This is a genomic window from Chitinophaga sp. H8 (assembly GCF_040567655.1).
In the GTDB taxonomy this organism is placed as follows: Bacteria; Bacteroidota; Bacteroidia; order Chitinophagales; family Chitinophagaceae; genus Chitinophaga; species Chitinophaga defluvii.
Genome location: NZ_JBEXAC010000002.1, coordinates 2,784,001 through 2,809,650, shown reverse-complemented (window position 1 = coordinate 2,809,650; position 25,650 = coordinate 2,784,001). Strand labels below are relative to the sequence as shown.

The window sequence follows — 25,650 nt, the reverse complement described above, 5'->3', positions numbered from 1 at the left end:
TGTACAAGGCTTTCCCTTGCTCGGACTACTACGAAAGCTCCGTTACCATATCGGGTTTTCAGAGGCACTCCTCATAGCCGCGCCAGCGGCATCCCGGGTTAGGTAATCCCCATTTAGCTGTAAAGCAACCGTGGCTTAACAGATTGTCGGATAAGACTTCCACCATTTACTACTTACCGTAGTTGCGTTGTAACCTGTTCTGCAATCCCTCCTCAAAGGCCGAAGGGAAAGTGTTACAATGTGACGAGTTTAGCTATCTTACGTCACAGGCTCGAGACGACCCGCTCTGGTTATCTTTCAATCAGTATGGATTTTATCCTCATATCTGTATTTCAACTCCTTACTCAGCCGCAATCCTGATAGCTGATTGACTTGTAAGTTCATCGGCATGCTACACTCCCTGTCCAGTTTCCCTTTCAGATAAGCCGATTGTTGACAGGCTTTCGAACACTCGCCTGGTACCTTGCCATAGGTACATTTGCTTTACAACCTTATGGGCGCACCCTTGAACTCAATACTTCGATTGATACCCTTATTAATAATGTATACGCTGTTTTCCATTTTTTTAAACCTTGCTTCTTTATTGAACTTATAATGATCACTTTCGATTATAGCTTAGGGGCTTTTCTTTTGCTGGTATTAAATGGCAGATCATCTTTAACATTGCCAGCCATCCGCTTTAAACTTGCACTATTGGACATTTTGACCTCCATATGTAAGGGGACTATATTTTTGACTATGGGATACAGGGTTAAATAGTGGTATGGTCTTTTACCTTCCATCTCAGCCACACCATAAGGGTCCATTGCACGGAGTGAAGGGAACTGGATAAAATAGCTGCCCACTGGCGCCTTTTGGAGATCCACCGCTAAGAACGATCTTTGATCTTTGTCATACACCCCTTCAAGCCAGGAACCTTTTTGGTCATGTTTTTCGACCAGATTTTCTAAACTGACGGTGGAAGTGTTCAATACCGAACCAAGAGCGTTTTTCTGCACATGCAAATAATAGGTCCACTCAGGCAGTTCAATCCTAGGTCTGATACCAATATCACGCTCCACGTAATCTTCTCCAAGCTTCTGAAATCCGTAACCGTGGTAACGGCTAAGTCTATTGATGTTGTCATACACCTTTAAACTTTGTTCATGTTGCAGATGAGCCACTTCAAAAGGCAGAACAATATCATGCACATGTTCTTTTTTTTGCCCCGCTCGCTCACTACTTTTTTCAATACATCTTCGCTCGCTATTGTACATAAATTTCAACTGGCCCTTAGCATTTTCCATTTGGGCATACTCCAGAAAATTTCCACGCTGCTCCAGGTCTTCCAGCACATTCCCCGCCGCGTTAATCCCATAGAGATGGGAACCCAGCAAGACTTTATCAAAATATTCAACACTGTATCCCATAACCATTAATTTTGTGACCGGGAAATCAGGTAATCATGTATTTCAGCAATAACCATATGCCTCATAAAATGATCGTCCAAAGTGGTTTCTGAAAACTCGAACGCATCAAAGGCGTTGTTGCAGGCCACGATCATATTGGTCAGTTCTGATCTTAAAACACCGACCTGTTCAAACTGCTGGTATTCCTGGGGAAATTCATCGTCAAGCACTCCTTTTAAATAATTGTATTTGGATGGCCCAAAAGAGGAGGTCAGTTGTTCTATGCAAAGCTGAGTAATATGCTGCTCAGAATCGCCTTGCTCCAACAGTTCATCAACGAGTGGTTCCACCAGGTCTAACCGGTCATCCAGGTACTGTGATAGTGTGCCCCGCTGTGCAAAAAGCAAAATGATCTCAGGATAATTTTCCTGTAAAAAGCCAAGTAGGCTTTCTTTAATTTTCTCTCTCATTGCACACCGAAAAAACTACGTAATATTGCAGCTACCACTACCAGGAAAATACAAGCTCCGAACCACGCGGCGGCGACTTTGCTGGTATCCTGATCACCGCCTGACCATTTCTGATACACCTTTACAGCGCCAATAAGTCCAATGACCGCACCCACGGCGTACATTAATTTTTCACCGGCGCCGAAATATCCACCGATCTCAGAAGTGGCTTTGTCAATCCCTGCTTTTCCGCTCTGCGCCTGCACTGCAAGCTGTTGTAAAACCAGCATAGTACATAAAGTCACTGCTGTTAATTGTTGTCGGGAAACCCCCTTAATTTTCATTCTGCACATCATCTATTCTCACTTTTAAAGGTTAATCCATTACTTATCCAATGACCATCCGGGCAAAGGATTATAACAATAAGGCCACCGCATACCATTGCTCACGCACCATCACCAATCACCAAAATGCACCGGCAGCGGCGGCCTGTATTGTTGTGTCTATTTTCACTGTTCAAATCACTACTTCATCTCAGTAGCTACGCTATTTCTTTTTATGTCTTTCCCATTCTTGCTGCCCGGACGGGCAGCAAGGGGAAAGATGATCGGCATACCAGCACTCTTTATCACTCTCACATTTCGCTTTCACAGCAGGGAGGTGGTAGCGGATCAGTTTTTTGGGGTTACATCTTTTTGATTGCCTTTGCTCCCCCGCAATGGCCAGACGGGGGATCGCCGGCAAATGGTCCATTAGCCCAGCGCTACCTTCCACAATCCATCTACCTCACTTCGGCTGGGACCAATGAAACCATGTATCTTCATTTCTGAAATAATCATCTCTGAAATTCCTGCACGCAGGATCTCATCTTTAAGGGTGGGATATTCCTGCACCAACAACTGAAGTGTGCTGAGTACTTCTGCCTCTTCTGTCTGCTGATCACCGGCATCCAGGATCGCTTCTTTAATGCGCAGAATCAGTTCTTCAGCGAGGATATAATTTTCATTCTCAATTGGCTGCTCCGTAACTGGCTTATAGTAGCGTTCAAAAGGATCAATCACCTCTACTTCCTCCTCCTGATCATCCGCATGACTGGGCGCCTTGCCTTTGAAAAAAGCGCTCAGTTCTTCTCTGTAATATCTAAGGATCACATAACCGTAGTAGATCACCAGTAGCACCGCTACGGTAAGTAAAATGTCTTTAAATGAATATGGTAGCTCAATCATAATTTGGGGTTTTAAATGTCAAATTCGTTTTCGTTTGCTTTCAATTACGATACAAAAGAACCCCATCTTTAAATTCTCATCAAGCACAACTTACGGACAAACCAAAGTTGTTCCTTTGTATAAAACGGCCACCAGAGTGCCACAAAGGCCGTTTTATATTTATTTTCTGGTGCTTGTTTTTTCATTTAAAATAGATGCAGCACAAAAAAAAAGCAGCCCCAAAAGGACTGCTCATTTGCATTTCATATTTCAACCAGTCAGTTAATAATGCTTAATGATCCCAATTAATTTTTCCAGTGCATCAACCGCCAGAACCACCTCACGCCGCTCAGGATTATAAGAACGGCTTCGCATATTTTCCCACGACGGGTCGTCTTTTCGCGGGGTGGACAAATGCGGAACAATAGACTTATACACCAGGCTAAGGCTCCGTGATACAATAATTCTGGATTCATCTGCTGCCCTGAGAATTAGCCCGATCTGATCTGCTGATAGGTCCACCATTACCTTAATCGGCTTTTCGCCGGACCGGCTGCCGCTAAAGCCATCAACCAGCGTATCTACCCCGTCCTTCTTCTGTTCCAGATAATCAATCTCGTTTTTCAACCAACCAGTGAAATAGGATTTCATGGATGGGAAATTCTTGTCGTAGATCTGCTTATTCATAACTGGGATATGCAATAACCGTTTAAACTGCAAACGCATAAACTCTAGCTTATCCGTGTGTGTTTCCTTTGCTTTGGCCAGTTCCTCCAGACCGGTACGGAAATATTTCAGGGAATCCTCACTATTGAAGTTCCAAAAAAACAGCAATTCGTGTAAAGTCGGGCAGTCCTGCAAAATCATCGGCTCACTTCCCCTGGTGATCAGATCGTTCAGGAAAAGTTTATGGTAATCATATTCTTTAATGGTAATGGCTTCCTGGTTGTCCACCCTATCTATAAAGGCATGGAATGCCAGTAGCACTATATTGATTGCATTTTCATTATTCTTTCCGGCAATCAGTATATCAGGCAGTAAAGGCAGCTTTTCTTCGATTTCCTTTTTCAACAGAACCATTTCAGGCAGGCCCACACGCTTCTCTGGATCAAGAAATGCAGGATAACTCAGCTCTAAAAACTGCTGTATTTCTTCCAGGGTGATCAGCAAATATTCCAGGATCTCCGTGCTGCTGATATGGGGCTTTTGAATGTCCTTTTGCAGGTTAAAAGCCTGATTGATCAGCAGGATAAGCGCATGGTGATATTTCTGTACCATCAGGCGCGTGCGGTCCTCATGGGTAAGGTTAAAGATCTTTGTTTTAAGATAACCATAGACCTTTCCTTTTTCCTCTGAAATAGTTTGGATCAAATGGGCAGTTTGATCCTCTGTACGCTCTAGCTGCGGGTCATTTGCGATGGCATGAAGTAACGATTCTAACGGTTGCAGCACATAATTCTTTTTCATTTTCATTTTCATGTTAGGGTTAGGTAATAAAGAGTTATTAATTATTATCCAATAGAATGATAATGCACATAGACTCTGCCTTCGCTGTAAGCGTGAAACCTTGTTGACCGGACGTTAAGTAGACTTATTATGGAGTGAAGGCGCTGTCTTTAATGGTTACTATATTTAGGTTAACGGAAATAGGTTTTCTTTACGATATAATTTTAAAATTGTCAACAAGACAATAATACATGTGGGCATTAGGTTTTGTTTTGATTATTTATTCTAATGCTCATCCATATGGCTTTGCGGCAGGCACATAAACTGGTGACCCCGCACTTTCAAAGTTGGGTAAACTATTGGAGAATTGCCTTGATACAGATCAAGAAATCAGCGGAAGGAAGACCGCATACGTGAGAGTGTTTCGGGAGTAATAGACAGATAGGTAGCCAGGTCTTTTAACGGTACCCGATTGATTAGGTTGGTTTTCTTATTCATTAAAAATTCATACTTCCCCATCGCATCATTGAACCGCAGTGCTTTAAGTCGTTCTTCAGCGAGGCAAAAATAAGATTCGGTAAGTTGCCTTCCAATGGTATTAAACTCCTGGTAGGTTTTATACAGATAATTTAAGTCATCGTAATGGAAGCCGCACAGTTCCACCTCTTCAATAGCCTCAATAAATTCATAGCTGGGCACCCTTTTATAATAAGACAACACAGAGATCACAAAATCACCTTCCTCCATAAACATGGAATTGACTTCCTGCTTCTGATGATAATAATAGGATCTGAGCAGACCTTTGGTGACAAAGAAAAGATGATTGCAAATTTCTCCTTCTCTTAATATCAGGTCTTTCTTTTTATAACTTACATACTTTAACCTGCTGTCAATATCCAGTAGAAGATCTTCTGATAGATTCCCAAAATTCGAAATGGCTGCAATAAGCGGATTCATTCTGACAATACTTTGAGGGTTAATATTGGGTTACACTTCAATATACTAAAAATCAGTGAATTAAAACACAGATTAGCCCACTTCATCCGGGGTTGAAAATTTGTCCGTTTTAGCTTTTTCCGCCCTCCACATTTTGTGGAATTAAATTAAACCGTATTTTTATTATTGGAGTTCCACGAAGTTAACCGGGCAATTAATGTTAGAAGTAACGCTATTCTTGAACCCTCAAACATTTTAACGCCATGACCCTTACCCAAAAACAAGAAAGGCTCATCCATGAAGTAAAACGGTTCATTGACAGCTCCCCCCTGGAACGCACACCAGTTGTGGAGTTAGTACAACGATCCGGACTGACTGAAAACCTATTGACAAAAGGCTTTAAAAGTGTATTCAAAGAAACACTTTACAATTATCAGCTTCGGCTATGTATGGAGGAAGCAGCTATATTACTGCACAAAGGACTATCCATAAAAGAGGTGGCCTTCGCCTGTGGTTATAAAGCACAAGGAAACTTCACCAGGGCTTTTTTTAAGATCAAGAAGGTTACCCCTTCGCAATATCAAAGTGAAAAAATATCGCAGTAAGTCTACGGTTTCGGATAAGAGATTTCGGTTTTGGATAAGAGAATTTTGTTTGTGGTTTGAATTAAGCGGTGTAATTTGCTTACAGAAACAGCCACCACGATAGTTAGTTGATTACCTTATTTGAATGTAACCTTTAGCCCTGGAGTTATTCTTAGCCAATTAAGACACCAATACCCTCAGACCGGTATGATCATGAGTATTTCTATTTCCGCGTGACTGCGTTTTTGCTTTTTTCATAATGGTTGTAATGACATATTTAAAGGTTTTACTTCAACTGAATTTTAGCCTTTATGTTGGGAATGCTCTGTACTAATAGAGCTGTATTTTAAAATACTGTGTAGGGTAATTCCTTTAAGTTGTCATTGCCTGATCCCTTCTTGTAAGATTGAACTAATACATAAGCAATCCTTATCGTATCATTTCGCTCAATTTAAATGCAGGTCTATAACACCAAGTGAAAAAGCGACTATTAATAAATTAATCGCTTGTATTCGGCGTGTTTTTTATAGTACAATTTTTAATTCTAAAAGACTTAACGTGAAAAGATCAACTCTCATTGACATCATTTGTTACGTTTTTTTCCTTCTGTTTGTTTATACCAGTTTGAGTAAATGGTTTAATTACCCATTATACATTAAAGACTTACATAGATCACCACTCTTGGGGCCATTTGCTGGCTTGATATCCATAATAATTCCCTTATCCGAGCTTATAATTGCCGGAATGTTATTATTCGCTAGAACGCGGAAATGGGGATTATATGGGGCACTTACTTTAATGGTTCTATTCACTGGATATGTAGGTTATGTTTTAGGAATGACAACAGAACGCCCCTGTAGCTGTGGTGGAATCATACGATTGCTTACCTGGCCACAGCATATGGTATTTAACATATTATTGACTGTGCTGTCAATTATGGGAATTATAATTGAAACTAATACTGAAAACGATACAAGAAGTAATAACTCAAATATAAACCTCAAGACAGGTACATGATAGCTTTCATTTTTATCAAAATCATTAATGATTTAAAAAAGATTAACATGAGCAAGATTAAAATTACATGGACTATTCTATTAATGACTATTTCCGCTCTCAGCGCATACGCATCAATTCAAAGGGATTTTACATTTGTGTATTACATAAATGCAAACGAAACAGGTCCCACAGGTGATATTACTATATCAAGTCCGTGCTCAAATCTTGGTAGAGGTTGTATACATCCTATTCCAGCCCTTGGAAATCAATATCGTCAGTTGTTTATTGAACAAGACGGAGTTTTGATTCCAATTAGAGATTAAATTATAAATCCTTTCATAAAAGGGGAAGCCGAAAACCTTTTTCCAGAGTAGGCATTATATTCATTCATAAAATCCTAATAACATGAAAAAGACTAAAATCTTTCTGACTGCCGCATTATTTGTTGCTGCGATCGCTGGCGCTTATGCTTCTAGCCAAAGATCATTCACTTACACTTACTATGTTAGTGCTAGTGAAACCGGCACAACTGGTCAAGTAACCATTAATGATGCTTGTCCTAATTTAGAAAGAGGTTGCATCAAACCTATTCCAGCATTGGGCAACCAGCTTCGTCAGCTGTTCATTGAACAAGACGGAGTTTTGGTACCTGTAAAACCATGAGTTGAATGGGAGCCTTAAAAAAGGCTCCTATTTCTCCCTGTCGCCTTTCCTCTAATCTTCCAAACCCAAATCATAATGAAAAATATAATTACACTAGTATGGTATTATTCCGATATCTATTGATTGTTTAAGTTTTATTAAATTAAAAGTGATGAAACGTCTTTTGTCTGTCTTTATCCTTTTCTCCATCTCTGCCCTTTCTGCCTATTCTTCAGCAAATCGAGGGTTCGTGTATTTGTTTTACCTAAATCCGAATGAAATTGGTTCAACACATTCAATTGAAGTTATTGATCCGTGTTATGAAATTGGTAGGGGGTGCATTAAAAGCATTCCGGAATTAGCTGGCGCTCAACGCCAACTATTTATAGTGGATAGCTATGGGGACATGTATCCAGTCAAACCTTAATAAACGCAGGCTTTAAAATACAAGTTTAAATTATGAATTTGTCAACAGCATTAATTCCAATACTCCTAATTACCGCAGCTTTTTCGGCATTTTTACCAGTTAATAATTTTACATACTACTATTATGTAAATCCTGATGAAACTGGTCCAATCAGAGATACAGTTATAGAATCAGGATGTGCTAATTATGGAAGAGGATGTGAAATTTTTGTTAAGGATATTGGCAGACGACAGTTGTTCATAAAGACAGATGGAATCTTGATTCCTGTAACGGATCGATAACCATCTGTCATTAATCTATAAATCTTTATTTTCTGTCAGAAACTACTATTGCATTGATAAAATCTTCTGCTGGAACAAGATCTAGCCCGAAATTATTTAGAGATTTTCGTACAGAATTCAGATCATACATATTAGCATGCAAATTTAAATCGATATTGAAATTGATACCTGTAGCATTTATTATGATTGGCGTGTAATGATTTGATTGATCGATTGACCTAATTGGTAAGAGTAACAAAGAATTTATCACAATTTGATCAATAGAATAATTTGTTAGTCTATAACCTTCTCCATCGGTAATACCTTTCAGTAACATTTCGGATTGCCCCCCTTTAGAACGAAGATTCTTCGAGAGATTGCTATCAATTATGACCAGTTTCCAGACTTTGACTTTACGTTTTTCAATTTTTGTTTCAATATTGAAATATCCTTCCACATCCTTAAGCATGGATTGTCTTAATTGAGCTTTAGTGGTGCCAGGATTTTTATTGATAATACTATAGCTGAACATGTTAACACCGATTATTTTCCTCTTTTTATTATAATCGATACCTGCTGTATCAATTTGTAAATATTTTCCGTCGAGTAGATTCCTTCGGTTTGTCTCATTGATAACATCCTGAGATAATTGCACGTACAAAGAATCGCCGGGTCCCCAACTAGGCTTACCAGTGTACGCTATTCGGAGCAACCCTCCAAGATCAAAACCTAAGGCTTCAGCTCTACCTTTAAATAAAGCCTTTTTAGAATCATCAAAACCATGACAATTGGCCTCACTAGTATTTTCATTCCAAATAGCCAACAATGACCTAAAAACAAAATTTGTATCTAAATCGCCATTTGCCTGTATTCCGTTGGTCATTAATGGCAACTTATAATTGTATCCTTTTGCAACATGATCAGCACTTGACAATTTATACGTGACTTTTTCTCCCTTAATAATATTTGATAAGGTGAGAGAATCCATTTTATATCCCTTCGTCCTAACCACCCCGGATGGATCTATAACGAAAATAACCGGAACCAAATGATTATTCATATTCATCTGCTTTGCGAATAGACTATCAAATTCAAAAGCGACTGTTAAGTTGTGAGACTTTGACTGTAACTCAAATAATCTCAGATGACTGGCCAAACTACCTTTTCTGATAGGATTAACGTTTGCAGCCATAATAACCTGAACCTGGCCTTTGAATTGTTGTTGCAATTTATCCATAACTGGAAAACCTTGAATACAGCCAGAACAATTCATTGACCAAAAATCTATCACGAGCCATTTACCCCTAAAATCTGAAATAGACTTCACATTATTTGGAAAGTTTCTTACTTCCTTAAAAGAATGGTTCTGGATCGTGTCTCCAACTTTTGGAGTATTGTCTTTATAGTCCTGCGCATTTGCAGTAATCACTGTTATAGATAGTTGAAAAACTATGATTAAAGTGTGTATGAAAAACCTGTTTATTAACAGTATTTTAGAAATGGATCTCATAATTTTAATACCCTGGGTTTTGTTTTAAATTAGGATTATTTAGGATTTCAGTTTGGGGAAATGGCCATAATTGTTGTGCCGTATGCCATGTGCTCCCTTTAATAATTGAATATCCGATCATGACTTGATCAATTTTACCACTCCTTTTAAGATCTAGCCATCGATGTCCTTGTTCGGTAAAAAGCTCAACTTGTCTTTCTTTTAAGATGGCATTCATTAATTCCTCATTACTAATATTGGGATTTAAAATACTGATTGGTGTAAGTCCGGCACGTTTTCGAATAACATCCAGGTCGTCAACCGCGCCAGCTCTGTTACCATTTTTAAGCCTACATTCAGCCCTAATAAGATATTGTTCCCCGACCCTCATTATCATTGAATACTCTGATAAGTCCGATCCGTTCTTTACCTTATATTTATATGGGAAATAGTAATCTACATTAGGCGTTACTGTGATGTCTGTAAATTTGCCTATCCAAGTTTGCTTCCTTAAGTCCCCTGTTTCAAAGGCACTCATTAAACCTGATCCAATTGTTGTACTATTATTAAAATCGCCTGTTGGTTTTGTGGTTAAAATATAACCTCGACCTTCATATGTGTTTATGTTCTGGTTGTTGGGATTTGGCTTCATCATTTGCCAGATGGCTTCTTTACTATTTTTAAGAAATACTTGATTTAGTGGTACTATATCATACATATCCTTTTTGGCAAGAACAGCATCGGCAGCTTTCTCCCCCGCCATGTAATCTTGCTTAAAGAGATAAACTCTTGACATTAATGCGGTAACTGCTGCTTTATTCGGTCGGATTCGTTCCAATGAAGTTGTTACCACATCCGGCCCCACATAATTGTCAGATAATAAATTTTGAGCTGCCTTTAAATCACTAACAATTTGTTCATAAATCAAACTTTTGTTTGAGCGTTGCAATGTGGAATTTTTTGTATAATCTGTAGTTAAAACCAATGGAATATCACCATACAGATTAACCAAGTAGAAATGCCAATACGCTCGAATGAACAATGCCTCGCCTGTCAACGTATTCTTTACGACGGAAGATAAAGTAGAGGATTCCTGACAGCCTTCGATAATTGCATTGGCTTGATAGATACAATTATATGCAAGGCTATAATATGAGTTAGTTATAGCACTGATTGGTTCAAGTACATTATTATACAACTGCCGATATCCAATTTGGTTTGAATAGTTTTTTAATTCATCACCGGACAATCCTGTGTATACCGAAACCCGATATGGATTTCCTCCCTGATCTTCCATCATCCTTATATAGATATTGATCATAGCCGAATTGGCGGTTTCATTATTTTGAAAGACACTTTTTGCAATTGATAAATTTTGCGGAGGACCTATCTCTACAAACTTTTTGCAACTAATTAAAGAAGTAACAATAGTAAATATGAGGAGGTAATGTTTGGTTGTTTTCATAAAATTAGGATTAAGGTTTAATCAAGAGAATCGATGCACAAATGCAGTTCCCTTGTAAAATTTACAACGTCATGTTATTGGATTATAACCATATTATAAATGTTTGTACTCATTTAATAAATTTCAATTGTTAATCGTGATTTGCTAAGATGAAACGAAAGGTATTTTACAATTTCCTTTATAAATTAATATTTAAAAACTGACTAAAGGCTTAACTGCAACCCTACAGTAAATACCCTTAAAGGTGGTAATGTTGGATTTATTCCTATTCTTTGAGTTTCGGGATCAAGTCCTTTAAATCTTGTAATTGTAAATAGGTTTTGTCCTTGAAAATATACCTTTGCGTTATTTGCCCTAATTTTTTGCATCCATTTTTTGGGTATTGACCAGCTTAATTGAACATTCTTTAATCTGATAAATGATGCGTCAGTGATTCTTGCGTTACTTGAATTATATCTATCATTAGAATTATAGGGTTCATCAATTAGAGTACTATATCGTTGATATTTCGCATTATCACCAGATGATTTCCATGAATCTAATAATTCCGTTTGTTGGTTTCCGTTAAAATAGCCGGGAAGCAAGCCCCATGTTAAAAAGTTATACCCGTTTTGCTTTACAAACTGAAAGAATATATCTAATGACAATCCTTTGTAATAAAAAGTATTGCTTACTCCTCCAAAATATTTTTGCCCCACAAAGTATGGCCTTTGATCAGTTGGTGAGTTTATAGACCCATCGTTATTTAAATCTTCAAATGTATAGAGTCCTGTTTTATTATCTATACCGGTACTAGTGTACAAATAATATATAGATAATGGCATTCCGATTACATAACGATTTTTGTAGGCTGAGCCTTCTAAATTCGGATATGAAACAAGTTTATTTTGCGGTATTGTTAAATTTATGGAACTCGTCCAAATCAAATTACCCCTATCAATATTGGTTGTGGTAAGTGCAAATTCCCAGCCCTTATTTTGAATTACTGCTGGTAAATTCGCGATGATATTATCAAACCCGGTTGAAAAAGGTAATGAATATCCTACTAATTGATTGCTTGTCCGGTTTCTATACCAACTTACATCCAACTGTATCCTGTTCTTCAAAAAACCTAACTCTGTGGCAACTTCAATTTTGTTAATCGTCTCCCAACCAAAATTTGGATTCGTTAACTTCGTAGGATTTAAAGCGGAAACTCCGAAATAGGAGGCTGATGAAGGTGTATAGGTACTCAAAAACTTGTAATCTCCTAATTGATCATTACCGGTTTTGCCAATGCTTGCACGTAGTTTTCCCCGAGAGAGAAAGGGTAATGAATTTTCTATAAAATCTTCTTTGTTAAATATCCAAGCTGCACCAATTGCTCCGAAATTCCCGAACTGCTTCCCAGGTCCGAATCTACTGCTACCATCACGTCTTCCAGTTAAATTTAACACGTACTTATCCAAATAATTGTAACCAATACGGGCATAAATAGCATTGTAACGATATAAAGTATTTATGGTTTTTGTATTGCTGAATGTTGTTGCGGCTGAAATATTATTAATTAAGGCATCATTTGAAAATCCACTTGCTGTTTGATTAAAGCCGTTTTGCCTAGTTTGTTGAAATGTAGTCCCTAGCAATGATTCAATATGATGATTTTTAAACGATAAAGAATAGGTAATCTGAGGTTCTATAATCCAGGATTTTATCTGATTGTTTGCATAAATATGAACTCTGTTACTTGCTGGATCAGGCGTGGCAGGATCAATCGAACTAAATGGGTAGATATTGTTTTCGTCAATCCGATTGCTGTTATATCCTAAGTTTGTTTTTATTTGAAGATTTTTCATTACGTTATAACTCAGAATCACATTGCCAATTAAATTTTCTGATATAGCTGTTGAACTTTGCTTCAATTGCCCAAATGGATTATCAAAAGTTGAATTTTCCCAATTCACACTTCCATCAGGATTATATATTTTGGGCGTATTAGGTGCAAGGAAAATATATGAGGTAAAATCTGTTTGAGGTAAACGGTTATTATTATTTGAAAAATTTATACTCGCTTCAGCATTAAATTTATTATTTTCTGAACTATGACGAACATTCAGATTAGCTGATCCGATCTCATTATTGTAATCCCCTGGGAAGACTGATGTTTCTCTTCTGTAACTGCTTCCCAATAAAAATTGCGTTTGCGCACTCCCTCCTGATAATGTTGCTGTTGCATTGGTGAAATTTGCAGTACCACCTATCATTTCCTTTTGCCAGTCGGTAAAACGGTTGGAATCCCACGTTGTTAGATCGTAATTACTAAAATCTGCGGGGGTAGAACTTGTTGGCACTGGTAGTCCATCATTTATATAAGCCTGTCTTCGCATGTTCAAATATTGATCAGTATTCATCAAATCAAGTCTGCGTGTGACCTTTCCAATTCCATGATTTAGATTAATATCTACTTTAGTTTTACCAACAGAGCCTTTTTTGGTTGTGATAAGTATAACACCATTTGCACCACGAGAACCATATATTGCGGTCGCATCAGCATCTTTTAAAACGTCAATACTTTCAATATCTTCAGGTCGGATACTTGCAAGCGGGCTAAGATTTGCTAGCGCTGCATTCTTATTTTGGGAAAGGTTATTGGAATTAAATGGGATACCATCCACCACGTAAAATGGACCGTTGCCATTATTAATACTGTTTTGTCCTCTAAGCATTACCGATATCCCTGCACCGGTAATCCCGGAAGTCTGAGCAACATATAAACCTGGAATTCGACCTTCCAACGCCATAAGAGGATCACTCACTGGTTGTTTCGCGATATCATCTGCCTTTATTGAACTGACACTTCCAGTATTCAGAATCTTAGTGGTGTTATAATATCCTTTAACGACGGTTTCATCCAGTTGACTTTGAAATTCAACTAGTTTTGCATTGACTGTAACCTGATTCTTGACTGGTATTTCAAGGGTAACATAGCCAATGTAACTAAATACGAGTATATCAGTTGGGTCTAATGAAATTGAATAATGGCCCTCATTGTTAGTAATTGTACCAATAGTTTTTCCCTTAACCCTGACATTTACACCTATTAATGGTTCGTTTTTACTATCCGTAACCGTTCCTTGAACAGTTTTTTGTTCCATGTCACGGAAAGACAACGGTGCAGGTGTCAGTTCTTTTTTTTTATCTGCCTTTGGCTTGATGGTAATGAATTTATTGTCGATGCTGTACGTGAGATTTTGCGTTTCAAAGATTTTCTTTAAGGCGTCCTCCACCGAATACAGATGTAGAGTAATGGTGACCGGCTTTGCTTCTTTCAGCACCGAGGAGCCGAGCAGAAAGCCGTAGCCGCTCTGTTTTTTGATGCTCCGCAATACACTGCGTAAAGATTCTTCCTTTGCATTTAGGGAAATTTGCTGGGAGAAAACCTTCGCTGAAAGGTGAAAACTCAGGGCCAGAAGTAATAAAAATAGTTTCATGGCAACTATATATTTGAAACGGTTTTTCCATTTGACCGGCCTGGATTCCTTTAAATAAGGACATAGGCCGTCATTGGTATGAATAATTTTATCCATATCTTTGGTTGTGTTAAGTTTAGTAAAATGTTGATTCGATCGGCATTGCACAAGCCTAACAATGACCGGGAGTGTTAGAGGCACTTCCGGTTTCGTTCTTTAAGGCTTATGGGTTGTGTGGTTAATGGTTAACTGGGGTTTACTTGATCCTGATCCTCCTTCCTTCTATGACAATCTTAATATTGCTTGTTTCCTGTATCTTTTGTAACAGTTCTGGTAGCTTAACGCTTCGAGGAAAATCACCATCAAAATATTCATCCGGTAAATTGCTGTAATCTACATCAACATCGTACCATCGGCTAATCTGCTGTAACACTTGCCTGATTGGGGTTTGGTCAAAAACGAATGAGCCATCTTTCCATGCGATGAAATCTTCAGGGTTAACCTCATTTACGCGGATACCATCTTTACTTAGGATAGTCTGTTGTCCTGGTTTAAGCTTTTGGGTTTTCTTTGTGCCCGGTTGAAATACCTGGACACTGCCTTCAGCGAGAGTAGTGATTTGCGGTTCATTTAAATAACAGCTCACATGAAAATGTGTGCCGGTTACCGTAATAATTTGATCTGTACTTTTAACAATAAAGGGGTGCATTTTATCTTTTGCCACCTCGAAATAGGCTTCGCCGCCCAAAACAACTTCCCGCGTCCCACGCCCCGTGAAGGATACAGGATAGGTTAATTTTGTGGCGGCATTGAGCCAAACTTTCGTACCATCGGGAAGTACCACCTGATATTGTCCCCCCCGTGGCGTGGTAATTGTATTAAGAGCATTCGTTAATTCATTAGCTGCCCCGGACTTTCTGCTGTACCGGATTGTCCCGTCCTGCGTTTTTTCAATGGTCATTTCTCCTTCCTGCCGCATTGAACCTGCCACCAGATCATCAAGCCTAATGGCCGTGCCATTACTCAACGTCAGGATAGCCTTATTGCCTCCCGGTAAAATCTGGGCACTCTCGTTCATCTGCATCGGCCTACGGATCAAAAGATAATAATAGGCCGCGGAGGACACACTTAAAAGCGCTAAAACGGCAGCGGCAATCGCCCAGGTTTTAATAGAATAGCCACTCCTTTTCCGACTGAGCCTATTCATAATCCGCTGGCTGGCTTCGGGAAAATCGGCAAGGGTACTATAGTCAACCTCCTCAGCATCCTCCAAATACCACCTTTGCACACGCTGCTTTTCCTCCTCCGAACAAGTACCTTGCTCAAAGCGTTCCAATAAATCTTTCAATTCTTGCGTAGTCATCGCCATAGTCCAATTTGGGTAATAATGATGCTAATACCCGCAAGTCCTGCTTTGGTGGTAGACCGAAACTGCTTTTTTTGAAAATATTTTATAAATGGCCTCAATTTATCATTTTAGGGAGGTTCTGACCATGAAAGCTGGTTAAAAAGCGGGCAAACCCTTAATTAATCATGGGGGGGGGTGACAGCTTAAAGGGGTTAAGGTTCCACTATATGGTTTTTTAAAATTGATTTTGATAGAGTAAAATCAAGGAATATGGTTGGATCGCCGTAATTTAGTTTTTAAAAAATGTACATGGAAAAAATGCTGCTCTGGAAAGGAATAGGTGTCGTTGCTGACAACACCCCCGAAGAAGAGGGAACCTTTTATGCCTATTCGGAGGATTTGCTGAAAAAGAACGTCCTTCTTAAATTCTATAGCTGCGAGCTGGCAGAGGATGAAATTGAAACCGTTGTACACGCTTTGGCTCTTTACAAAGGGGTAGCTTATACCTTTTACCTTTACCATCATTTAGATGGCCTACCTCCTTTTCCAATTCAGCTATTTAGGATCATTACCGACCTGGTTGAATACCTTACCTTTTGCCAGGCCAATACCCTAATTGATGATCTAAATGCCCTATGTTCAGCCAATATTTCCTCTGACGACAAGGATATGGAGCCTGATTATAGATTGAGTTATGAAAATGAAGAAGACGAATTTGTGCGTATTTTGGGACTGATCGAGCAGAAAAGATTAAATCTCTCCTAAATTTATCCTTCTTGTATCAAGGTAATTAGAATAAACAGGTAATCAATATTAATACCGCTTGCAAAAAGACAGATCATTTCTTATCTTTAAATGAGAGTCACTTTCGGGGTTGGATCGTTATGGTCCAGCCTCGTCTTTTTTACACCCTGTGACAATTATTATCCATCCTTTTAAGGGAATTGTTTTATCATAGCTTTTAGTGTAAAGAATGTATCTAGCAAAAACTATTGGCTTACCATTCGATATATTTCACACAACCCTTTGGTAATATTATGATATTTTCTATATTTGGATAGAGAGCGTTAATTTCGGGGCTGGACCAGTAGGTTTAGCCCCGATTCTTTTTAGCACTGGTCATCCTGCAGAACGACAAACTCAAAATCACCCTCATTTATTTTGATTAGCCTTGATACTGGCCTCGTGCTTTTAGACCTTTCAATATGCCGGAAAAGGGCGCCTATAAAATACAGGTAACCACCTATCCTGGTATTGCTATCATGTAAAGCAATTTCTAACTGTATATCTCCATCCGGATGAACCACGCCCTCCTCAAAACCTAAAAATGTGGCGTTCTTAAAGTAACCAATCTTAAAATAAACCGTCGAAGCATCCCGGTTGCCCCCATGATCTGGAAGGCTGGCGATACGGTATACGTAATGAAAACCCTTTTCCAAATCCGTCATTACCATCCCCCCATACCACTGGTGATCTCTGGCCAGATAACGAATAAAGTTGGAAAAACTTAACCGCTGTATAGTATGAATGCTTTCGGTTAGATTTTCACAAACCACATAATTCAATAATTTGGAATTTTTATCTTTTTCTTCCAATGACCATTCGGGTGAAAAGGACTGGAAAAGTTCCACAAATTCTCGTGATTTTTTAATGAAGGCGTGCCGCTCTTTGTTCTTACTGGAAAATGGCAGTGATTTTCGATTAACCTGCTTTGGATTATATATAAGTCCTAAAGCCGGAAATCTTTCGTTTGATACGATCATAGTTGCTTTTTCTATATGAAGTTATTGATAGGCTTACTGCATGACTTGCCAGTGAGCTTCATTACGGATATACCAAATGAAACTTAAGGAGTCAAAAGGCCGTTGAGGTAGCCGCTAGTGATTCACCAGGAATAGTAAAATGAAAATGGTAGTCAGTCTTGTTCTCAACACATGTAAAGCATAATAGATCTGCTTTTTCACCGTTCCCTCTGTCGTTCCGGTTTGCCTGGAAATTTCTTTGTGACTCATCTGATGCTTCCGGCTGAGTTCAAAAGTATGTCGCATTTTCTCCGGTAATAATTGTAATTCATGCTCCAGCCATTCCTGGAGTTGTTTTTCAATCAGCTTTTCATCCGGCGGGGGATAATCCGTCATATGGCATTGCAGCCGTTTAAGGTGGTTACCGCGCACTTTATCATTTCTGATGGCGTTGATCACCCTATTGACTACGCAGGAAAACAAGTACCTGTCAATGGGTCTTTGCGGATCTACCTGATCCACATTTTTCCAGATCGCATAAAATACCTCCTGGACAATATCCATTCCCAGATCAACATCCCTGGTCATTCTATAGGCATGGCAACACAGTATCTTCTGATAGCGGTTGTAGATTTCAGAAAACGCCTTACGATCCTGGGTGACCAGTCGTTCGCTTAATTCTGCATCGGTCATTTCTTGATACCTCATGCCTGATGGTGTTGAATGCACTGGAAATAATTTACCCCTTTTTCCCCTTACCTGGAATGTTCACTTACCGTTGATCCGGATTTCAGGCGAATAGTAACGTCCAAAATTCCGATATGCACCATCATGGCCGGTTAACAGATCGTTAAGTATGCCTGCTTAACCAAAGAATAACATTTAAGGCAATCAGCGAGGTCATCCCGGTGACCTTTCCACGGATTAATTTCAAGGCGTAAAAGATCTGTTTTTTCACCGTGCCCTCGCTGGTGCCCAGTTGCTCAGAGATTTCCCTATGGCTCAACTGCTGCTTACGGCTTAATATAAAAATCTCCCTCATCTTTGCAGGCATCCGGTCTATGTGCCAGTCTATCAGCGCCGACAGCTCTCTTTCTAAAACCAGCGAATCGGTTGAAGCGCTCGCCTGGGGTAGTGCCCTGGCCATTTCTTCCAGATACCGGCCCTTAACCTTTTCGTTGCGAAACAGGTTTAAAATGCGGTTACTTACCGAGCGGTATAAATACGCGCTGATGGTATCCTGCAACTGGAAAGTCTCCTTTTTCTCTAGTAATGCCGCAAAGGTATCGTGTACCACATCTTCTGCCTGTTGCTGGTCCCTCAGCATTCCACGGGCGTGCAGGTAAAGCTTAAAAGCATAACGCGCATAAAGCTCCTCAAAGGCTTTTGGGGTGCCCTTGTTAAATTCATCGGCAAGTTCTGCATCAGATAATGCAGCATAAGGGGTTTTCATTGTATTCACTCTATTTAATCATGCTCTTCCATGCAGTTTGGGGCGTGCTTGTCAGGGGTTGATGGTCATTCGAGCTAACGTAAATATACCGAATAATTCTTATACGTAGGTAGCCATTACAATCAAATGTTTTCACATTTCGTCATATACCAGTCTCACCGCCCCTTTTGTAAAAGATTCCTCCCAGGCATATTTGCGCACCTTCAGTTTAAATTTTGCTGCCCTGGTGAGCCAAACAATGGCCACAACTTTGCATTGGTCATCCGCACGTACTGCAAAAATTCCGTACTCAGTTCCCTACGCAGCCGGCACAGATCAGATTCCCATAAGTGAACACCCTTTGCATTCTTTAAGCAATAAAAATCGCAATGGCTGGGTAGCCTGGCAATAAAGCCGTATGCACTTTCCATATCCTCAAAGTCCCTAACGGTTACATCCAGGGTGTTCTTAATGTTTTCAAGCTTTTCTTTTTCAACAGGATCTACGATCTCGTTAATTTTTGTGATTCCTACACGCACTGCAATAGTGCCATAATCATAATAATGGACAAAGTACATACAGATCAAATTAAGTTGTAACCAATTCAAGGACGGCTGTAGACACAGCCACCCGTCATATCATCCGATAAGCAGGTAGACCCCTCTATCTGATTGTCGGATGAATCGCATGAGATCATGCGCAAAAATTAGTTTTTATTTTTGTTTTTGTACAGCTTTGAAAGTAAGACCGCGACAGATCTTGCGGCTAGGCAAAAGATAAGATATTTAATACCAAAAAAATAATGTGTGGTGAAAAATTAAACGTTCTTCAACAATAAATAACTTCTGTTATTCATTTTTTAATAATCTTGCGCAAACCTTCAGCAATGGCCGATCCGCAGGCAGTAGATTAAATAACAAAGCACTTCATCTAAAAAATTTTCTTTGCTTCGCATACCCCGCCGGCTCCCTTTTTCTGTTTTAAGGTTGTTCGATAGAATGTAATTTGATCTGATGTACTTTAAAATTATTCAACATGATTCCTTTTTATGAAAAAGGTTGCCGAAGGCGTATTGTAGCCAACTGGTCACAGTTAACTTATCTTAATCCAAAATTTAAAATTTCTGTATTCTAAAATTTGATCCTGTATAAGGTGGTCACTTCGCTAAGCCTGTAGCGGAGTTTCGCCATTTACGCAAACCCATTTTTAATGCGATTTGTACTTTTTTCAGCACTGCTGTGGGGCGTTGCGTGCCCTGCCTTTTCCCAAATTTCAGGCATAGTGGTCGATTGGAAGACCAGAAAGCCCGTTATTCATGCACAACTGTACCTGGACGACGGCGTTTATCGTACCAGGGAGGAAGTAACAGATAGCTTAGGTCAATTTGTTTTTACCTGGCCTGCATCCACAGCATATGAGCTTACACTGAAACATATCGGTTATGAAGACAAAAAAATCTTTTTCAAGGTTCCTCAGTCGTATAAAATTCATCTGGATACCATCTATATGTTTCCAGTGCCTACTCTGCTACAAAAAGTCGGATTGGCTAATAAAACAATTGACCTTCCACCGGTGATCGTAAAAGCCTTTAAACCCACGATTTCCCTGCGTGGGGACACACTGGAATTTAATGCCGCAAATTTTCACACCACAGAAAATGCTTCTATATTAAATCTCTTTCAAAAGCTGCCGGGCCTGTCCATGGATGTGGATGGAAATTTTTATTTTCAGGGTGTACCTATCCATGAGCTGTACATTGATGGTCGCCCTGTTTTCCAAAATGCAAATGACGAAATTGTAGATTTTAAAATGATCTCCAGGTTGTTGCCGGCCAGTATAGTGGATAAGGTCCAGGTGACCAGCAAAAAACAAATGACCGGTATCCGGCCACCTGACCCGGTAAAAATCATCAACATTACCACCAAAGCTAAAATCAGAAAACGCATCAACGGTGAAGTCGGCGCCGGATATGCCACTCAAAACGGTTATAAGGTTGCCGCAACGGCCTCACGTTTCGCCGATCATAGTCAGCTCATGGCCACCTCCACCTTCGACAATGTAAGCAGCATGACCCCGCCCTCTTCCACAGATGAAAGCATGGACATGAACACCCGCTTTCCAGGAACCACCCGTGACGGGAAAGTTGCCCTCAGCGCAGGATTCGATGCCGGAAAAAAAGCCAAGTTCAACTTCACCTATACCAGGATGGAAAGGGAGGGCGACTTACAGGAACAACAGCTCCGTCAAAACTTTCTACCCGACAGCAGCTATTTTTATAAAGCCCTTAGCCGCAAGAAAAACTACATACGCACAGGAATGTTGGGCAGCAATTTTAAATATAATTTTAATGAAAAAAATACCCTCTCCTTCCGGGCTGATTTCTTTCAGACCCAATCCGATATCAGCAGTGGCAACCAGTATTATACCTTTCCAGGGAATAAACCCGATACACTCTCTTTTGGTAATTTCTCCAACCAGGACCATCGGGACAACCAGCGTTTATTCTTGAATACCGAATATAACCACCAATTTATATCCGGCGGAGAATTACGCCTGAACATCAATTATGATTTTGACCACACCAATTCCCGTCAGCATAACTATTCGATGAATTTTATTCCCGGTGCCCCACTTCAGGATACCATCAACCAGATGATCCGTCCGGTTTCTTCTAACTACAACCTGGCTTTTGGCGTTCAGTTGTTTAAGCCTGTGGGTAAACAGTTTTACTTTCAACTAGCTTATAACTACTACAGCAGCCATATCGGTAATAACCAACTGACCTGTAATTTCAATCAGCCGACCGGCAAGTATGAACTTGTAGATACCTCACTGACTTACCGCTTCCATAACCGTTCCTTACAGCAGACATTTAACGCCTCGCTGAACTACCACCTGGGAAAATTCAGCGCTTCAATGGGTGCTACCTACGGATTAAATAGTTTTGAAAGTTCAGGAACCTTTTCCACCTTTAATATCAGTCAGCAATATCATTTCCTTTCACCGGTGCTCAATATGAGCTGGACGTTTACACCAATGTCCAATCTCCGAGCAGACTTGTCTACCTCTCCGCTGATGCCCATCAATGATTATCTCCTTCCGGTAATTTCCCTCCAAAACCCTTTGCTGGTCCAACTGGGCAATCCCGCTGTAAAACCAGGTTACAGCCGAAGGTTTTCGCTGGACTATTTTTTCAGCGATACAACAGGCACCACCTTTTCAGTCGGGAGCTTTGCCAATTTTGAATACAATAGTGTTTCCACATCTGTATATACTGAATCTGTCGGCAGACAAATTTCCAAACCGATTAACGTAGATGGTACCCGTTCACTGTCTCCGACGCTCAGCTTCGGCAAGAGATTTTCCAAAATTGGGCTGACCTTGAACTACCGAGCCTTTGCAGATCTGCGCCGGACATTATCCTTGACAGAAGGCTTGAAAAACATCAACCATAGCTTTTTTTTAAATCACGACCTCACCTTGTCGTGGAACTATAAAAAATGGTTAGAACTCAGTGCGGCAGCACAGCTCAATTTAAGGGGCAATAAATATAGTTTGCAAAATAATGCGTTTTATAATTTCACTAACAACAGGATATTTTTAAAAGCGGCTGTTTTCTTACCCGCCGGGCTTGAAGTAGGGACTGCCGGTATGTATACGCGCAATAGCGGTGTACCGGGATCTATGACCCTGGTCAATGGCTGGATCAGTAAATTGCTGTCTAAAGAAAAAAAATGGTTGATCAAATGGTATGGGTTTGACCTTTTGAACCAAAGTAAAACGCAGATGGCAGTTGCAACACCCAACTTTGTAGACCGGACACAAAGCAATTCCCAGCAGCAATATTTTATGTGTAGCCTGACACGCTACTTTAAATAACCTGCCACAGGAAAATTTACCCATCAGGAAGATAGGTTTATTAATTTTGGTGTATTGAGGCCGGACCTTTCCAGGTCCGGTATATTCTAAAACAATTTGATAGATATTTGCTGCCGCCCGGCATCCCTCCGGGATAGTTAGCCTAAACTTTGGATATGTGCCCAACACCGATTAACGAAGATCATTTAAAATTCCTGGTCAGAAAAGTCCTTCATAAGTGGGCATATGAGTCCTCAGAGGAACTCACGACCAAAGAACTTTGCACAATGGTCAAACAAGAAATTGCCCTTAGCGGCGCCCATCCCTATGACCTGGATACAAAGGTTACCAAAATTTTTCACAGCATAGCTACCCTAAATGGCAATCATCCGGATTCCTTTGATCCGCAGATCGGGCCAATTATTAAAGGCAAAGTTCAATCTACCCCCAAAGACTGGGGAAGACCACTAAACCATAAAACTTAAAACAGATCCCCTTATGCACTGGATTAATACAGAAAAACTAGTTACTGAAAGTTCCATCATCCGTGTAGAACGCGATTTTAAGATCAATTTTCCAATTGCTTTTAAGTCCCTGATCAGACAACACAATCACGGGGCACCGCTTCCAAACCTGCTGCATACCCCTGATCAACAGCCCATCTTATTTGGCCGACTGCTAAATTTTAACCTCAACCGCAAAAACGATGTTCTGGAGCATTATGCTTTTATTCAATACAGGATTCCTCCCGGAGTTTTTCCAATTGCGGTAAACCCAGCGGTAGACTACCTTTGTTTTGATTTTCGTCATCAAGACACCGCACCTTCCATAATTATTCTACCTCATCTCACCCAGGGACCTCAAAAGGCACCAGTATGGATGCCCTTAGCCAGTGATCTGAACGAACTCTTAAACCTTTTAAAAACAAGGCCCCAAATGCAGCCATAAAAAGCATATTTCTTATGCGATTTCATGTTGTTCAATATGCCACCATAAATGAACAAAAAAAGCGTGCCCGTAGGAATTATATTTTCTAATTAGAGTAAGTTGTTTTTATTTTCAGGAAAGTTTTACCTATCTTGTCTAAACAGCACCCGCGTACACCCCTAATGTACCTAAGCGGCTGCCGGTTTTCCTGGCCTTGTTCTTTTCCGTTACTAAGCATGATCCCTACATGCTGCTCTATCTTTTGCCGCTTGCTTTCCGGTTTAATTTTTCATTTACCCTTTGACGCTCGCCCCATGAACTCACCCTTCTCACTTCAATTTCCGCCCGGTACTATGATCCGGGAAATTTCACCCGAAAATGTCAAAAAACAAATTCCTGCCCCGGTGGTATACGCGCCAGGCCGCATTTATGAAAATCAGGATTTTACCATCTATCAGCAATATTATCATAACCTTTTGACCTATATTGAATTCTATCATGGCCAGGTGAAGGACGATCACCTGCAAGTATGTCTATCCTGCCCCAATGATACCCTGTTCTTTATCTACCTGTTGGAAGGCTCTGTTGTAATGAAGGACCACAAAGGAGAAAATGTTATCGAAGCTACCCAAGGGCAGTATTATGCACATTATATTCCCCAAGGTCAATACAATGTGATATTGCCCAGCGGCAGATATAGCCTGTTTTACTTTGTGCTCCGGGTAGAATGGTTCGCCGGAACTATGGAAGATTCCATGATCTATTCTCAGGTTCAGGGATGCCTGAAACAGTATCCAGGTCAACATTGCCCCTTGCCCGTTGCCGATATCACCACCGAGGTTAAACGCCTGCTGCTCCGCCTGAAACAATGTCATCCAGTCCTGTCTATGAAGCTGGATATTCAGGTGCTGCTGATCCTGGAAAAACTGTTAAGTCTGTACGACCGTCACCTTCGTCATGGCAGAAATCTGCCCAAATCCCAACAAGTACTTGCCAATATTTTACGTATGTACATTCACCAGGGTATTTTAAGCGGAAGACCACTCAACATTGCCGAACTTGCTGACCAGTTATTTACGACACCCAAAACCTTGCAGCGCTACTTTAAACTCGCTTTTGATCTCAGCCCGCAGGCATACATCACCCAGCAAAAAATGGAAAAGGCCCATGACCTGATTTTAAATACAGGACATACCCTACAGGAGATTTCTGATATGTTAGGGTATAATCTCTATTCCTCCTTTAGCCGGAAGTTTTCCTCCCATTTTGGACATTCCCCTGAACAGTTGAGGACGGGTTCGGTTACTGACCAGAAAGCTTGACCTCCCGGATCTTATGGGCTTTCAACCAGATCACAAAACTTTCAACATCGTCTGGCTGAAACCGGGGCATCTGACCATTTTTTAGCGAAAGAATATAAATCGTTTCAACGCCCAGCATATAGGCGGAAATTTCATTTGCCGCATACGGCAAACCAGGGAAGGTTTCTAAAGGTTGTTTCATTCGAGCGTGTTTAAAACCTGCGGGAACAGGCGGTTAACTTTAAATCTTAAGGGTTAAGTACAGCATCAAAGATAGGAGTTTCTTCTAATCCTTTTCACCTT

25 protein-coding genes are annotated in these 25,650 nt (G+C 40.1%); 10 read left to right on the top strand and 15 right to left on the bottom strand.

What is annotated here, in order from left to right:
• Window positions 1–608 precede the first annotated feature (608 nt).
• From ABR189_RS25205 to ABR189_RS25180, 6 genes are all read right to left on the bottom strand, one after another.
• On the bottom strand, window positions 609–1,409 hold the full coding sequence (locus ABR189_RS25205) for a hypothetical protein (protein WP_354663259.1): 801 nt from the start codon (window positions 1,407–1,409) through the stop codon (window positions 609–611).
• Window positions 1,410–1,414: 5 nt separating this feature from the next.
• Window positions 1,415–1,858: a hypothetical protein gene (locus ABR189_RS25200; RefSeq protein ID WP_354663258.1), complete on the bottom strand. Its 444-nt coding sequence runs from the start codon at window positions 1,856–1,858 to the stop codon at window positions 1,415–1,417.
• Window positions 1,855–2,193 (bottom strand): DUF4134 domain-containing protein, encoded by a 339-nt coding sequence (locus ABR189_RS25195; RefSeq protein ID WP_435575337.1) that lies wholly within the window; start codon window positions 2,191–2,193, stop codon window positions 1,855–1,857. The genes ABR189_RS25200 and ABR189_RS25195 overlap by 4 nt, the downstream gene beginning before the upstream one ends.
• A 396-nt stretch (window positions 2,194–2,589) precedes the next feature.
• Entirely contained in the window at window positions 2,590–3,063 is a 474-nt protein-coding gene (locus ABR189_RS25190; protein ID WP_354663257.1) for a hypothetical protein, read from the bottom strand.
• A 261-nt stretch (window positions 3,064–3,324) separates the two neighbouring features.
• Window positions 3,325–4,509 (bottom strand): hypothetical protein, encoded by a 1,185-nt coding sequence (locus tag ABR189_RS25185; RefSeq protein ID WP_354663256.1) that lies wholly within the window; start codon window positions 4,507–4,509, stop codon window positions 3,325–3,327.
• A 369-nt stretch (window positions 4,510–4,878) separates the two neighbouring features.
• Entirely contained in the window at window positions 4,879–5,445 is a 567-nt protein-coding gene (locus ABR189_RS25180; RefSeq protein ID WP_354663255.1) for a Crp/Fnr family transcriptional regulator, read from the bottom strand.
• Between the two features lie 242 nt (window positions 5,446–5,687).
• Between ABR189_RS25180 and ABR189_RS25175 the strand changes: the two genes are divergently transcribed.
• The 5 genes from ABR189_RS25175 (at window position 5,688) to ABR189_RS25155 (ending at window position 8,357) form a co-directional block, all read left to right on the top strand.
• The gene (locus tag ABR189_RS25175; RefSeq protein WP_354663254.1) at window positions 5,688–6,029 is read left to right on the top strand and encodes a helix-turn-helix domain-containing protein; all 342 of its coding nucleotides are present in this window, start codon (window positions 5,688–5,690) and stop codon (window positions 6,027–6,029) included.
• Window positions 6,030–6,566: 537 nt separating this feature from the next.
• The gene (locus ABR189_RS25170; RefSeq protein ID WP_354663253.1) at window positions 6,567–7,025 is read left to right on the top strand and encodes a MauE/DoxX family redox-associated membrane protein; all 459 of its coding nucleotides are present in this window, start codon (window positions 6,567–6,569) and stop codon (window positions 7,023–7,025) included.
• 47 nt (window positions 7,026–7,072) lie between these two features.
• On the top strand, window positions 7,073–7,330 hold the full coding sequence (locus tag ABR189_RS25165; protein ID WP_354663252.1) for a hypothetical protein: 258 nt from the start codon (window positions 7,073–7,075) through the stop codon (window positions 7,328–7,330).
• An 82-nt stretch (window positions 7,331–7,412) separates the two neighbouring features.
• Window positions 7,413–7,670, top strand: a complete 258-nt coding sequence (locus ABR189_RS25160; protein ID WP_354663251.1) for a hypothetical protein — start codon at window positions 7,413–7,415, stop codon at window positions 7,668–7,670.
• A gap of 444 nt (window positions 7,671–8,114) precedes the next feature.
• On the top strand, window positions 8,115–8,357 hold the full coding sequence (locus ABR189_RS25155) for a hypothetical protein (RefSeq protein ID WP_354663250.1): 243 nt from the start codon (window positions 8,115–8,117) through the stop codon (window positions 8,355–8,357).
• Between the two features lie 25 nt (window positions 8,358–8,382).
• Here ABR189_RS25155 and ABR189_RS25150 read toward each other — a convergent pair whose 3' ends face one another.
• The 4 genes from ABR189_RS25150 to ABR189_RS25135 form a co-directional block, all read right to left on the bottom strand.
• Window positions 8,383–9,765: a peroxiredoxin family protein gene (locus tag ABR189_RS25150; RefSeq protein WP_354663249.1), complete on the bottom strand. Its 1,383-nt coding sequence runs from the start codon at window positions 9,763–9,765 to the stop codon at window positions 8,383–8,385.
• 85 nt (window positions 9,766–9,850) lie between these two features.
• The gene (locus ABR189_RS25145) at window positions 9,851–11,290 is read right to left on the bottom strand and encodes a RagB/SusD family nutrient uptake outer membrane protein (RefSeq protein WP_354663248.1); all 1,440 of its coding nucleotides are present in this window, start codon (window positions 11,288–11,290) and stop codon (window positions 9,851–9,853) included.
• Between the two features lie 203 nt (window positions 11,291–11,493).
• Window positions 11,494–14,856 carry a SusC/RagA family TonB-linked outer membrane protein gene (locus ABR189_RS25140; RefSeq protein ID WP_354663247.1) on the bottom strand — a complete coding sequence of 1,121 codons (3,363 nt, stop codon included), beginning with the start codon at window positions 14,854–14,856 and terminating at the stop codon, window positions 11,494–11,496.
• Window positions 14,857–14,995: 139 nt separating this feature from the next.
• Window positions 14,996–16,102 carry a FecR family protein gene (locus ABR189_RS25135; protein WP_354663246.1) on the bottom strand — a complete coding sequence of 369 codons (1,107 nt, stop codon included), beginning with the start codon at window positions 16,100–16,102 and terminating at the stop codon, window positions 14,996–14,998.
• A gap of 294 nt (window positions 16,103–16,396) precedes the next feature.
• Here ABR189_RS25135 and ABR189_RS25130 point away from each other — a divergent pair, with 294 nt between their 5' ends.
• Window positions 16,397–16,852 carry a hypothetical protein gene (locus ABR189_RS25130; protein WP_354663245.1) on the top strand — a complete coding sequence of 152 codons (456 nt, stop codon included), beginning with the start codon at window positions 16,397–16,399 and terminating at the stop codon, window positions 16,850–16,852.
• Window positions 16,853–17,196: 344 nt separating this feature from the next.
• Here the strand turns inward: ABR189_RS25130 and ABR189_RS25125 are convergent, their stop codons facing one another.
• The 4 genes from ABR189_RS25125 to ABR189_RS25110 form a co-directional block, all read right to left on the bottom strand.
• Window positions 17,197–17,718 (bottom strand): hypothetical protein, encoded by a 522-nt coding sequence (locus tag ABR189_RS25125; RefSeq protein WP_354663244.1) that lies wholly within the window; start codon window positions 17,716–17,718, stop codon window positions 17,197–17,199.
• 246 nt (window positions 17,719–17,964) lie between these two features.
• A complete protein-coding gene (locus ABR189_RS25120) occupies window positions 17,965–18,537 on the bottom strand; it encodes an RNA polymerase sigma factor (RefSeq protein WP_354663243.1) in 573 nt (190 codons plus the stop codon).
• Between the two features lie 142 nt (window positions 18,538–18,679).
• Window positions 18,680–19,282 carry an RNA polymerase sigma factor gene (locus tag ABR189_RS25115; RefSeq protein ID WP_354663242.1) on the bottom strand — a complete coding sequence of 201 codons (603 nt, stop codon included), beginning with the start codon at window positions 19,280–19,282 and terminating at the stop codon, window positions 18,680–18,682.
• Between the two features lie 203 nt (window positions 19,283–19,485).
• Entirely contained in the window at window positions 19,486–19,839 is a 354-nt protein-coding gene (locus ABR189_RS25110) for a hypothetical protein (RefSeq protein ID WP_354663241.1), read from the bottom strand.
• A gap of 631 nt (window positions 19,840–20,470) precedes the next feature.
• On the opposite strand from ABR189_RS25110, the gene ABR189_RS25105 reads away from it, so the two are divergent.
• From ABR189_RS25105 to ABR189_RS25090, 4 genes are all read left to right on the top strand, one after another.
• Complete coding sequence (locus tag ABR189_RS25105; RefSeq protein ID WP_354663240.1) at window positions 20,471–23,140, top strand: outer membrane beta-barrel protein; 2,670 nt, start codon at window positions 20,471–20,473, stop codon at window positions 23,138–23,140.
• Window positions 23,141–23,295: 155 nt separating this feature from the next.
• Window positions 23,296–23,604 carry a hypothetical protein gene (locus tag ABR189_RS25100; protein ID WP_354663239.1) on the top strand — a complete coding sequence of 103 codons (309 nt, stop codon included), beginning with the start codon at window positions 23,296–23,298 and terminating at the stop codon, window positions 23,602–23,604.
• 13 nt (window positions 23,605–23,617) lie between these two features.
• Complete coding sequence (locus ABR189_RS25095; protein WP_354663238.1) at window positions 23,618–24,067, top strand: SMI1/KNR4 family protein; 450 nt, start codon at window positions 23,618–23,620, stop codon at window positions 24,065–24,067.
• A gap of 293 nt (window positions 24,068–24,360) precedes the next feature.
• Window positions 24,361–25,368, top strand: a complete 1,008-nt coding sequence (locus ABR189_RS25090) for a helix-turn-helix domain-containing protein (RefSeq protein ID WP_354663237.1) — start codon at window positions 24,361–24,363, stop codon at window positions 25,366–25,368.
• Here ABR189_RS25090 and ABR189_RS25085 read toward each other — a convergent pair.
• Window positions 25,349–25,549 carry a hypothetical protein gene (locus ABR189_RS25085; RefSeq protein ID WP_354663236.1) on the bottom strand — a complete coding sequence of 67 codons (201 nt, stop codon included), beginning with the start codon at window positions 25,547–25,549 and terminating at the stop codon, window positions 25,349–25,351. The two genes, ABR189_RS25090 and ABR189_RS25085, sit on opposite strands and share 20 nt — an antisense overlap.
• Window positions 25,550–25,650: the final 101 nt, after the last annotated feature.